Below are 12,949 nucleotides of genomic sequence, written 5' to 3' on the forward strand. Positions count from 1 at the left end.
AGTTACCAGTTAATTTCTTGTAACCTTTGAATTTCTTTTTATTCAAATTTACTGAAATTTTGGAATAAAATTGTTATTTCTGACAGCTTGGAAACTGACTGCTACAAAAAAACCTTCATCAAGTTTTTATTTTGATGAAGGTTTGAAAATAATAGTTGAAGATAAATTATTATTCTCCTACTAGTTTTTCAATTATTTTGCCTTGTTCTTGATTATTTAAAGGTTCTAATTGAAGAATATACATTCCCTTTCCTATCATTGGAAATGGTGTAGTATAGACCTGTTTATCAAAACTGATAGTCCAATTTTTAATAGTTCTTCCTGCCATATCATACAAAATGGCATTCCATTCTCCATTTAGTCCTTCAATATGTAAATCTTGTCCAGAAGATATTGGATTTGGATAAATATTGATTTCTAAATTATTATCTCTTTTGAAGACAATCGTATTACTTAGTGTTGGAGTTCCATCTATATCTACTTGTTTGAGTCTGTAATAAGCTGTTCCAGTCCAGTTTTCATAGTCATAGGTTTGATATTCTCTTGTTTGAGTAGAAAATTTTTGTCCTTGAATAACATCAATAGTTACAAAATCTTGTCCATCAAAACTACGCTGAACTTCAAAATAGGCATTATCTTTTTCTGATGCTGTTGCCCAATCTAATTGTACTTTATCTCCTTCATCTTCTCCACCAAAACGAATAAGTTCAATAGGTAGAGGATCAAAGCAACTAGAAATAGTATATGGTCCTAAGAAGTTATTGTTGTACTCACATTCAGCAACAGAAGTATTTGGCAATACTACTGGCGCACCTGGGGTACTACCTCCATTGTCATTCAGAACGACATATACTTGTGCAGGGTCGCTAGTTAAAGGAAAAGAATAAGTATACTCTTTCTGTTCTCCCACTGCCAAACCATCATTGATTGCAAAAGTGCTTAGATTACTCCAAGAAGAGCCTTGAGGATCACCACTATAAAAAGTAATTGGATACTGTACTACAACATCTGCATCTCCTTGATTTTCTATATCAATAGTAAAAGTTACTTCAGCAGGACAGTTTCCTAAGTCAATTGCACCATCATCTACATCTACTAAAGCTACAATATCAGCAGCAGGAATAAATGGCGTTGTAGAGTTACTAAGTGGACGCTGCGCCATGTAGTTATTTAGAGGAGGAGCTACTGTCAAATAATTTGGTGTTGTGATGGTAGCAGGAACAGTCAAATCTCCATCAATATTTGTAATATTATAATTTACTTGATTCCAAACATCCCGAGAAGGTAACCAAGGAATATTAGAAGATTGATAGATTATAACACGTCCATTACAAGATGCCACAATTTCTGTTTGTCCATCATCATTTACATCACCAATAGTAGGGATTTCCATTCCTGTACCACTTATACAAGAAGGAAAGCCAGCCACATCGGAATCAAAGTAAACTGTACCACTAGCTCCTTGGAATATACGTACTTTAGTTTCATCTCTATATACTAGATTTGCAAATCCTGTTCCTAAGAAATCAAAAGAAGAAAGTCCTGTTGTGCCTGATTCATCTGTCGTTGGTAATGTCCACATAGGTTGCAAATTTCCACCATTGAGAGCTGCTGTATCTATATCATTGAACATTACTACACCAAATTCTTTAGTTAGTCCAAATTCATTTTTTCCGTCATTATCAAAGTCATTTATAGTTGCAATACCAGAAAAAGGACTTGTGCCTCCCACTCCTTGCACTCCATTTATAGTAGATGCTCCTGTATAGGCTCTCAAATCAAAAACATTTGAAAGTAAAGTTGTAGCAGGATTTGTATCTTGAATATCCCATACATATACTCTACCATAACCAGATACTACAGCGTCTATATCTCCATCATTATCCATATCTGCAACTGACATGGTAGCATCTTTAAAGCCACCTGTAAGTGGAATAGGAGAAGTACGTTGTATTGCGATTGTTTTTGTCGCAATATTTACAGAATAAACTACATTTCCTGCTAGTAACTCCAAACCTGCACAGTCTGCACAAGCAGCATCAGGAAGTACATCAGCAGCATTTGAAATCTGAAAAATAGGTTGCCCTGTATCTCTTGGATCTCCATCTGGGTTTCCTGCTCCTACATAGCCTAACCATTCTCCTGTAACTGCATTAAAAATAGTACCTCCTACATATACTTCTGGTGTACCATCTTCATTAAAATCTGCAAGGTTTATATTTGCTCTGTCAGTATTAGAAAATCGTTCTCCTACAGGGTTGTTTATACTTTCCCATTGCAGCTCAAAAGCTGGTAGGGTGTAATTGTATTGATAACAAACTACTGAAGAGTTAGCATCATTTCTGACATAGAAAAACTCTATATAACCATCGCCATCTACATCAGCCATAGTAAGCAAACTAGTTGCTCCATCTGGTCTTCTGAGTCCTGTTTGCTCATATTCTACATCAGGAAGAGCATCATTACGAGGATTTAAGACACTAATAATTCCGTCATCTCCCAACACTACAATTTCTCTTTCTCCATCATTATCTACATCTCCAAAAATAGGTGTTTGGTAACCAATATTGTTACCATTTACAGGTATTACTTTATACTGGAATAATTGAAATTCCCCAGGGTCTGTAATCTGAAAGATACAACCAGGACAGCCATCTATTCCTGCACAGTCTGGATCTCCACAATCTATATTTCCATCTCCATCATCATCCAAGCTATTATTACAAATTTCAGGTTGTACAGTAATGGTGGCACACTGTTCTCCAGAAATTAGACTTTCTTCTCCACACTGATTTACTTGAGTAATTCTATAACAAGTAGCAAATGGCGAATTAGCATATAATATACCTGCAACAATAACTTGTGTAGTAGTAGGAGTGATACCTGAAGTAAATGTAACACTTGGCGTAGCAGGAACTGGATCTCCACTTCTGTATCTATACACTCTAATTTGCCTTATAGTCGGGTCTCCACTAGCATCAAAAGTAAGTGTAACTTGTCCGTTTGTAGAAGGAGAAGTTACAGGAGTGGCAGCTGTGAGATTCATGGCAGTAGGTGCAACTCCATTCGTAGGACGAGCTGTATCTGTTCCTTCACAAGGAGATTCTACATCAGTAAGAGTAACAGGTACTAATCTAAAATAATACAAACTACAGTTTGTCAGTCCTGTAAGTGTAGTAGATAAAGTTGCTTGACTAGGAATAGTAGCTAATAAAGTAGTAGGATTATTAGAAAGTCCTCCATAAACTCTATATTCTTGGAAATTAGCTAATGCAGGATTTGTCCATACTAAATCTACTTCTCCAGAGTTTCCATTGGCTGTAGCTGTAAGTGTTATTGTTGCTCCGATTGCTTGTGCTACAGTAAAATAGACATTATCAGGAATAGCTAAAGTAGCTTGATAAATAGAAGAAGTTCCTACTTGTGTAAGTGGCGTAATGGTAGCTCCACTTGAAAAGTTGTTATCTCCGTCTGTGAGTATGTTTAATTGGCAGGCTGTTCCCCCAGGTAATTGAGAGGCATCTATTCTAAAAGTAACTGTTCCTATTGTTCCTGTTACATCAGCACGCCACGTTCTTGCTACTCGCTCATAACCAGCAGGAGAATTTGTGGCTGTATAACTACCAATAGCTCCATTATCATGCCCCATAAAAAGGTAAGAATTAGGATTAATAGTATTTACAGCATTGATTTCTACAAATGAAGATTTAGAAGCAAGGTGTACATTTGTACCTATTTCTTTTCCTACTCCAACTACATTGTGAAAAAAGGGTTGTGCAGTAGTGGCATCATGAGAATAAAAATCGTTTTGAGTAAGTGCTGCACCTTGATATTTTGAAGAAAGGTAATTTTGAACTACAATTCTTTCAGCAGGATTTAAAACCCTATCATAAACAATAACTTCAGCTAAATCTCCTCCAAAACGATGGTCTGTGGTAAAATTACTAGCTAATGTACTAATCCGTTGATTTGTCATAGCTTGAGTATTCTGAAACTCTACTGATAGAACTTGAAATTGATTGTATGTCCATTGTTGAGTATTTGAATTTGCTGCAAAACCAGTAAAATTTGCTCCATTGATTGCATATCTAGCTTGTGTGCCACCAGCCCCATCAAAACTAAAACCTCGTAAGTTAGTGCCAGCACGTGCATCTAATGCTATTTGAGTTTGTGAAGGATTATAGTCTCCCCAAACTTGAGCCAAATCACCATTATCTTGAGTTGTAGAAGAAGCCCTATATACAACAAAGACAGTACGTGCAGCATATGAATAAGCGTCATCATACTGTGAACCAGCAGTTGTATTTAATCCATTGAAACGTACGATAGGAAATGTATTGGCTACATTAGATTGGTACAATGCACGTACTCCATTGCCTCCTCCATTTGAGTTTGTTGAATGTCTTGCATGACCAGAAGCATCTATAAAATTAGTCGCTGTACCATCAGCAGGAACAGGTATAATAGCATCAGCACGTTGCCACAGTTGTAAAGGTGCTGCTCCTGTATTAGTTCCAACTCCTCCAGGACCTGTTTGGGCATAGAGTGAAAAAGATAAAAAAATGCCAAACAGACTTAGTAAATAAGTTTGTTTGAACCTGTATAATGAATTCATTGAATTATAGCTTAATATGAGAAACTGGTTGAATAACATAATATTTGTCTACTACTATAACAACTTTAATGCAAAAATATCTTTCGAAATAAATACTTTTTTAGTAGATACAATTAAATTGTTGCAAAGTTACTGAATATCAGTTGATTATAAAATATAATAAATCAAGTAAATTATTTTTTTTATTGAATGTTTTTCAAGTAGCTTTTTTTAAAATACAACAAAAAAATACACTAAAAATAATAATTTATATTAAAAAACTAATACCAAAAAACACTACAAAAAATAGTGTAGAAAGTGCAAGTTGTTTTAAAAGTGGGTCAAGTTCCATATCGTTTCTTTTGAAAACTTGAACGATATTTCGGATAAATAAAGGAAGTGTAATCAAAAACAAAAGATTTAAAGGCTTTTGATAATTGAGAGCTAAAAAAATGAGCGCACAAACCCAAGCTAAAATCAAAACAGAAGCGTGATAAATACTTGCTTTTTCTTTACCAATTCGGACAGGAATAGAGTTTTTTCCAGCCAAAATATCAGATTTTATATCTCTAATATTATTCAAATTCAAAACACCAACAGCGAAAAGTCCACAACTTGTAGCAGGAAGAAAAATATCCCAAGAAATAGTTTGAAAGTTTGTTGAGCTTTGAAAATAGGCTTGTGCTTGTAAAAAATACGTTCCTCCACCTGCTATCCAACCAAAAAATATCAAAACAGCAATATCTCCCAAACCCATATAGCCATACGGTTTTTTTCCTGCTGTATAAAGAATTGCTCCAGCAATACAAAAAATTCCTAATCCTAAAAAGAGACCGAGTGTTTTCCAGCTACTTTCCTTTTGAAAATCTATCGCCACAATAAGGAGCAAAACACCACTCACAAACGATAAAACAGAAAATAAAATAACTGCATTTCGCATCTGTGAAGAAGTGATTTTTCCAGCTTGAACAGTTCTTTTTGGTCCTACTCGGTCTTTGTGGTCTGCACCGTGAATGCTATCTCCATAATCATTGGCATAATTTGACAGGATTTGTAATAAAAGAGCTGTCAGAATAATTAGAGATGCAATTTTTACATCAAAGTATCCATTTATGGCAGCCAAAAAACAACCCATTAACATACTGGCTAGTGCTAATGGTAAAGTTCGTAATCTTGCTGCTTCTATCCACGATTTTAAATTCATTTTTTTCTAATTATAATTAATAACTCACAATTCATCATTTCTTTGGGTTTCTAAGTTTCCTAACAATAGCAGATATAAAAAATAAAATTGCCAAAAAACCAGCAAGTCTTCCTAAATAATCTCCGTGCAGCGTGTAAAAAGTAATCTCTTCGTTTAGTTTTACTTTGTGTTTTAAGGTTGCTTGTTCTCCATATTCACTTCTAGAAATGTCTTTTCCTGTTTGGTCTATAAATCCTGAAATTCCTGTGTTGGCTGCTCGTGCTACACTACGTCGTGTTTCGATGGCACGCAAAGCCGACAATGCCCAAAGCTGACGAGGTGCAGGCGTATTTCCCCACCAACCTTCATTAGTTGGTACAACAATTACATTTGCGCCATTTTGAGTGTATTCTGTACAAAATTCTCCATACACAGCTTCCCAACAAATCACAGGAGCTACTTTTGCCTCTGTCGTTGGGGAAACAAAAACACTTCTATAATCCTGCGTTCCTAAAGTTCCCATTATATCTACAAAAAGCAAAGAGGCACTTTGATTTGGTAAAACCATTTTGATAGGATTAGTTTCTGCACCAATTACCAATTTTGATTTATGATAAAATGAAACAGAATCTTGAGTAAAAGGAACAAACTGAATAGCTGAATTATACATATCATAATACGAATCACCTCCATTAGACTTTCGTGCTGTTTTGGGAACAGGATCATTTTCTGTATAAAACTTATATGTATCTGCACCTGAAATGAGAATCAAATTATTTTTTCTACAAAAATCAAAAATAGGTTTTAAATCTTGCTGAGATGTATAATTATATTCAGTAGAGTTTTTATGAAAAGCTGTTTCAGGTAAAATAATATATTTAGTAGAATCTGTAATCACACTTTTGGCTAAATCAATATAACGTTGGATTTGATTTTCGAAGGGAATATGGTTGGTAGAAGGTTCGCCTGTTTTTGGATTATGAGAGAATTTTTCAGAATAACAATCCAAATTAGGTTGAATAACAGCTATTTCTACAGATTTCAAATTATTTTCTAATTCATCATAACTCATATAAATTCCATAAGAAATACCTATCGGAACTAATACCCAAACCAAAAAAGCTCCTACTTTTATATCTGATTTTATGAAAACATGATATGCTAAAATATTAGCCAAAAGTACCCAAAGTGTTCCTCCAAAAGTACCTGTATATTCGTACCATTGCACCCACATAGGCACTTCACCAAAGGCATTGCCAATATTCATCCACGGATACGACAAAACCCAATTTAGATGAACATATTCAAAGAATAACCAACACGAAACAAATGATAAGTAATTGATAAAACCAACTGAAAAACGTCTTGTAAAAATATAGGCAATGATAGGCAAAAGTTGTAAAAAAGCATTTAATAAAAAAATACCTATTACTCCTACACTCAGCGCATTCCAAAGCCACCAATAAACGCCAGCATTCCATAAGACAAAGTAAACCCAAATAAAGAAACAAAGCCGAGTAAAATAGTTGCGCTTTTTTATCGTAATATTAGTAGTTTTTTGTTTTTGCTTTTTTTGAATTTCATTTTTCTTAAAATAAAATTCTATGAGTTCGATAAGTGGAATAAGTCCTACAAAAAGCAAGGGCGAAAAAGGAAAATACCAACCTAAAGCCATCAAAACACCACCCAAAACAGAAAGAGATAGCGCATAATATTTTTTCTGACGATATTGTTCTAAATGTGCTTGAAAGGATAAAAGTGAAGACATTTGTATAAATGGATAATTGACAATGGATAATTAGTTCACAAAAATAGGCAAAGTGAATGAATAGCTTTTGTTTATCAACTTTAAAGCAAGTCAAAATTAAGATAAATTGTTTTTTAATTCAGAATTTGATAGCTTTCTAAAAGAAAATTACTACTCACTTTTAGTTTATCAATTATGAAATTATTTATTTTATCAATAGTATTTTTAGCTCTTTTTCAAACCTCTTTTGCTCAAAAATATGAGTATAATGTTGTAGGAGAGCATTTTAGTGATACTCTTTATACCAATAAAGTTACTACTACTACAAATACAACAGAAGAACGAAAAGCCATTTTTGAAAGACCTAAAGACACAGCCTATATTTATCATCAAATTGGAGAAGGAGAAAATATAGAATATATTTTAAATTTATATCAAATCTGTGCGCCATGTTTGGCAAAATGGAATAAGTTAGATTATTCTGATTTCAGTTCGTTTAGAAAGCAATCTCTTTATACAGGCGAATATTTGAAAGTAGCCATAAAGAAAAGCTATGAAAAAGGAATACCAGAAAAATTTGAAATAAGAAAACATTATCAAAATATTAAAAAACGAACATACATTTATGATATTGTCAGAAATTATAATGTAAATATTAGTGACCTGCGCTTGTGGAATGGACTGAGTGAAAATGTTTATTATGTAGAAGATACAAGATTGATTGTTGGAGAGATAGAATACAAATATATGTGTCCTTGTTTGGAGTAAATAGTTTTAACAAAACAAAAAATCCCTTTTTTCAAAAAATGAAAAGGGATTCTTCTTGTTTCTTATAAAAGTATAACTGAATAGTTAAAAAATAAGGAGTTGCTAAAAATAATCATTGCTGATTGACAACACACATACTATTCAATTTTGACTTTCCTAATAAATGATTCTTAAAAAATAAAGTTACTGCTAAAAATTTTTTGTTAGACTTTTCAGTTTTACAAATCAGTTACTTTGAAAATCACTTATTTTGTTTTGCTTATTTGACTTATATATTTCAATAGGCTTGCCAATGCCAAAAATTAGTTAGAAATAACTTGAACTAATTGAAAATAGCTGTTTATAAGCCATAATAGGGTATTTTAGTTTTTTGAAATTGTTTTGATAAATATTTATTTTTTCAAAATGAAAAGGTCATTTTTCCATTCTGAAAAATAAATCTATCGAAAATGTCAGACAGATTTCAATAATGTATAAATAATTTTACTCAGTGACCTACGTATTTTTACTAATTTTTGTAAAAAAATAATCGAATTCTAGTAAATGTAATTTGATTTACTACCTTTGTTGTTTAAAATCATTCTAAATAAGGCTTTACGTCTTATTTCTTTTTACAAAAATTATCGCTGTTGTTGGTGTTTCTACCAATGACATTTAACTAAAAAATTATGAATCGTATTTTTGTTAGTATTATTTTATTTTTTGTATCTATTTCATTTTTTGCCTGTAATGACAAGAAAAAAGACAATACAGAAACTACTTCTGACTCTACTGCCGTAGTGGAGAACTCAAAAGAAGTAAATGTTTATTCGCATCGTCATTACGAATCTGATAAACAACTTTTTGAAGAATTTGAAAAGCAAACAGGCATAAAAGTAAATGTAGTGAAGGCTTCGGCTGATGAGCTTATCAATAAATTGGAAATGGAAGGACAAAATTCTCCTGCTGATGTTTTGATTACTGTTGATGCTGGGCGTTTACACAGAGCAAAATCAAAAGGACTTTTACAGCCAATTGAATCTGAAGTTTTGTTTTCAAATATTCCTATTCATTTGAGAGATGCAGATAATGAGTGGTTCGGAATTACAAAACGTGCTAGAGTAATTGTTTATGACAAAGAAAAAGTAAAACCTGAAAATTTTGCTACCTATGAGAGTCTTGCTGAGTCAAAAGCAAAAGGAAAATTATTGATTCGTTCTTCAGAAAATGTGTATAATCAATCTCTTCTAGCTTCTATTATTGCAAATTCTGATGAAGAAACTGCAAAAAAATGGGCAACAGGAGTTGTAGCAAATATGGCAAGAGAGCCAAAAGGTGGTGATCGTGACCAAATCAAAGCCATTGCAGCAGGCGAAGGAACTTTAGCAGTAACAAATACTTATTACTATGCTCAAATGCTCAATGACACAGATGAAGACAATGTAAAAGCAGCACAAAAAGTAGCTGTTATTTTTCCAAATCAAGATGGAAGAGGAACACACATCAATGTAAGTGGTGCAGCAGTAACCAAGTATGCGCCTAACAAAGAAAATGCAATTAAATTGATTGAGTTTTTGACAAGCAAAGAAGCACAAGAAGTTTATGTAAGAGAGGAAATGGAATATCCTGTTCGTACAGATGTAGAAATGGCTCAAACACTTAAAGATTGGGGAACTTTCAAAGAAGATACTTTAAGTCTTTCAAAATTAGGCGAAAATCAAGAACAAGCTGTTATTATTTTTGATGAAGTAAAATGGAAATAGAAATATCAGATTTAGAGAAAAGGCACGCCTTTTACTATTCTAGTATTTTTTAAAAAACATTTTAATGAATTGGGACTTTTACAAAAATAGTATTTTGTGAAAGTCCTTTTTTATTTGAATAAAATATATCAAAAAATCGTTTAAAATTTAGCAATTACTGACAAAATTTTTGACTGGAAAATAAATTAAAACAGTTTTAAAAGAAAATGCAAGCCTTTTTCCTACAAAATATAAAGAATATCAACCAACTATGAAAAATCTAATCTTCTTATTCCTTTTTTTGTGTCCTTATTTGATTTTTGGACAAACATCTCAAACTTTCCCAGTCAGTTTTGATACAAATATCGAAATCATAAAAGACGGTCAAAAATTAGCTTTAACTGGTGGATTCAATGCACCACAATTTTCGACTATTAAAGTAGATAATGACGACTTAGAAGACCTTTTTATTTTTGATAGAACGACAAATCAAGTTCTTATTTTTCTTCAAAAAATAAATCCACAAGGACAAAAAGAATGGAGTTTTGCACCTCAATACACACAACTTTTTCCAAAGCTAAGAAACTGGGTTTTACTTCGTGATTATAACAATGATGGTCAGAAAGATATTTTTACTTCTACTAATTTGGGAGTTGTTGTTTATCAAAATACCAAAAATGAAACTGGAAAATTGACTTTCAAAATTGCTAAAAAAATACTTTACAGTACAGGTATTTCGGGAAATCCATTAAATCTAGGTATTGATGTTACAGATATTCCTGCCATTGTAGACTTGGATAATGATGGCGATTTGGATATTCTAAATTTTCGTCCTGCTATTGGAACGACTGTCGAATGGCATAAAAATTTGAGTCAAGAAAATTATTCCATTTCAGATAGTCTTATTTTTAAGAAAGAAACTATAAAATGGGGTGACTTTGAAGAATGTGTTTGTGAAAATTATATTTTTGGTGCAAATGCTTGTAGAGTAGAAAAACCCGAACATGCTGGTTCTTCACTTTTGATTCTGAATTTAGATAATAATCCTTCTCTTGATTTATTGGTTGGCGATGTGGCTTGTAATTATATAACAGCTTTGTTTAATGAAGGAACGAATACAGAAGCTATTTTAAGAAATCCCAAAACTCGTTTTCCTACTCAAAAACCGATTGATATTCCTACTTTTGCAGCCGTTTTTTATGAAGATGTTACCTTTGATGGAACACCTGATTTGATTGCTGCCCCAAATTTATATTTGAATGAGGGAGATTTAATTGATTATGAAAATTCAGCTTGGCTTTATCAAAATACAGGTTCAATAGAAAATCCAAATTTTGAGTTTATACAAAAAAACTTTTTACAAGATAAATTTTTTGACATAGGTGAAAATGCTCGTCCTGCTTTTATAGATGCTGATAATGATGGCGATTTGGATATGATTTTGGGAGAACGTGGACATTTATTTCCTTCCACTTCATATAAAGCAAGATTACATTTTTTAGAAAATATTGGAAGTAATCAAAGTCCGAAATTTCAATATAGAAATGATGATTTTTTGAATTTTGCAAGTTCTTCAACGCTACAGTTTCAATTTTTAAAGCCAATTATTTCTGATTTTAATGGAGATAATGAAGCTGATTTGCTTTTTATAGCTTTTGATGTCATTACTAAAAAAGCAGGTGTTTTTTGGATAGAAAATAAAGGAAATAATACGATTAGTTTTTCATTGAGTGATTTAAAAGAAATTACTTTGACAGGGATAAACTTAGGTAAAAATGATGAAGTTTTATTGGCAGAACTAAATAATGATGATAAAATAGACTTACTTATTTTGCAAGATAGAGGAGGAATAAAATCATTTTTACAGCAAGATGATGGTAGCTTTAGTTTAGAAAATCCAAATTTTGGCAATCAGAATTTTACGAGAGGAAGTTTTGCACTGTATGAAAGAAATGAAAATGGACAAACTTCACAAGATTTGCTATTGTCTGAACCAGAAAAAGGACTTTTTTTGATACAAGATTTTAAAAATCAGGAAGCCAATTTTGATTTAATTCCTCTTTCACTTTCGACTCAAAATTTGCCATCTGATTTTCCTTCTAGTTGGTTGAATGCTCAAAATTCTACTTTATATTTTGGAAATACTGTTTTTCCTGTTGCTTTTGGTTCTCAAATTCTGATTGGAACAATTGGAGGAGGTTTGCAATGGCTTTCACCTGATGGAGAAATTATTTCTGGAATTGATGAGGATAAAAAAAATACAGATTTATTTCTAAAAATTTATCCAAATCCTGCAAATAATATGCTGACAATTCAGACACAAGAAAAAGGAAAATTAATTTTGTATAACACAAAAGGACAAACTTTGATAGAAAAAAATATTCAATCCAATCAAAATGAAATCGATATTTCTCGTTTTGCTAATGGATTATATATTCTTGTTTTTAGCACAGAAAAAGGACAGACATATCAAAAGATTATTGTTCAAAAGTAATTCCTTTTTGTATTATTTCAATCCAGTTCTTATCATTAGGTTTTATAATAATTGTCTTGAAATTTAACCTTTCTCCTTCCATTTTTACACCTTTCAAATCATCTATATGTAGGTCAAAACCAAATGCAGGAGGATATTTTGAAGCATTTATATTTCTTTTTTTTAGTGTACGCTGATTTTGAGATTGATTTATTATTTTCCCGACTTTTATTCCATAATAAAAAAGCATCAAACGAATTTTGATTTGACTTCTAAAAGAAGTGGTATAAATATGAATGGTATGACCTTGTTTTTGTAAGTCAGAAATCACTTTTGCTGTTCCTATCCGAATAGGTTCAACTCCTAAAAACTTGATAAAAAAGTTTCTTTTTTCTGCTTCAAATTCATTTCCATGAGGAATAAGTGTGCTGTCTAAATCGAAGCTAATATTCATTTTTATATT

At 32.2% G+C, this 12,949-nt stretch carries 7 protein-coding genes; 3 read left to right on the forward strand and 4 right to left on the reverse strand.

Annotated features, from left to right (window positions below):
- Positions 1-169: 169 nt before the first annotated feature.
- The 3 genes from V9L05_RS09755 to lnt all read right to left on the reverse strand — a co-directional run bounded on the left by V9L05_RS09755 (position 170) and on the right by lnt (position 7,545).
- Positions 170-4,615: a T9SS type A sorting domain-containing protein gene (locus V9L05_RS09755; RefSeq protein WP_338815326.1), complete on the reverse strand. Its 4,446-nt coding sequence runs from the start codon at positions 4,613-4,615 to the stop codon at positions 170-172.
- A gap of 247 nt (positions 4,616-4,862) precedes the next feature.
- The gene (locus V9L05_RS09760; RefSeq protein WP_338815327.1) at positions 4,863-5,798 is read right to left on the reverse strand and encodes a 1,4-dihydroxy-2-naphthoate polyprenyltransferase; all 936 of its coding nucleotides are present in this window, start codon (positions 5,796-5,798) and stop codon (positions 4,863-4,865) included.
- Positions 5,799-5,832: 34 nt separating this feature from the next.
- A complete protein-coding gene (gene lnt / locus V9L05_RS09765) occupies positions 5,833-7,545 on the reverse strand; it encodes an apolipoprotein N-acyltransferase (RefSeq protein WP_338815328.1) in 1,713 nt (570 codons plus the stop codon).
- A gap of 174 nt (positions 7,546-7,719) precedes the next feature.
- Here lnt and V9L05_RS09770 point away from each other — a divergent pair, with 174 nt between their 5' ends.
- The 3 genes from V9L05_RS09770 to V9L05_RS09780 all read left to right on the forward strand — a co-directional run bounded on the left by V9L05_RS09770 (position 7,720) and on the right by V9L05_RS09780 (position 12,507).
- Positions 7,720-8,292 carry a hypothetical protein gene (locus tag V9L05_RS09770; protein ID WP_338815329.1) on the forward strand — a complete coding sequence of 191 codons (573 nt, stop codon included), beginning with the start codon at positions 7,720-7,722 and terminating at the stop codon, positions 8,290-8,292.
- Positions 8,293-8,960: 668 nt separating this feature from the next.
- The gene (locus V9L05_RS09775) at positions 8,961-10,034 is read left to right on the forward strand and encodes a Fe(3+) ABC transporter substrate-binding protein (protein ID WP_338793426.1); all 1,074 of its coding nucleotides are present in this window, start codon (positions 8,961-8,963) and stop codon (positions 10,032-10,034) included.
- Between the two features lie 250 nt (positions 10,035-10,284).
- Positions 10,285-12,507 (forward strand): T9SS type A sorting domain-containing protein, encoded by a 2,223-nt coding sequence (locus V9L05_RS09780; RefSeq protein ID WP_338815330.1) that lies wholly within the window; start codon positions 10,285-10,287, stop codon positions 12,505-12,507.
- On the opposite strand, the gene V9L05_RS09785 is transcribed toward V9L05_RS09780, so the two are convergent.
- On the reverse strand, positions 12,491-12,940 hold the full coding sequence (locus V9L05_RS09785; RefSeq protein WP_338815331.1) for an HAD family hydrolase: 450 nt from the start codon (positions 12,938-12,940) through the stop codon (positions 12,491-12,493). The two genes, V9L05_RS09780 and V9L05_RS09785, sit on opposite strands and share 17 nt — an antisense overlap.
- Positions 12,941-12,949: the final 9 nt, after the last annotated feature.

The organism is Bernardetia sp. Wsw4-3y2 (assembly GCF_037126295.1).
Lineage (GTDB): Bacteria > Bacteroidota > Bacteroidia > Cytophagales > Bernardetiaceae > Bernardetia.

What these genes read in the sequence shown, in the direction of transcription:
- V9L05_RS09755 (WP_338815326.1), bottom strand. Translation starts at nt 4,615, where the DNA reads ATGAATTCATTATACAGGTTCAAACAAACTTATTTACTAAGTCTGTTT.
- V9L05_RS09760 (WP_338815327.1), bottom strand. Translation starts at nt 5,798, where the DNA reads ATGAATTTAAAATCGTGGATAGAAGCAGCAAGATTACGAACTTTACCA.
- lnt (WP_338815328.1), bottom strand. Translation starts at nt 7,545, where the DNA reads ATGTCTTCACTTTTATCCTTTCAAGCACATTTAGAACAATATCGTCAG.
- V9L05_RS09770 (WP_338815329.1), top strand. Translation starts at nt 7,720, where the DNA reads ATGAAATTATTTATTTTATCAATAGTATTTTTAGCTCTTTTTCAAACC.
- V9L05_RS09775 (WP_338793426.1), top strand. Translation starts at nt 8,961, where the DNA reads ATGAATCGTATTTTTGTTAGTATTATTTTATTTTTTGTATCTATTTCA.
- V9L05_RS09780 (WP_338815330.1), top strand. Translation starts at nt 10,285, where the DNA reads ATGAAAAATCTAATCTTCTTATTCCTTTTTTTGTGTCCTTATTTGATT.
- V9L05_RS09785 (WP_338815331.1), bottom strand. Translation starts at nt 12,940, where the DNA reads ATGAATATTAGCTTCGATTTAGACAGCACACTTATTCCTCATGGAAAT.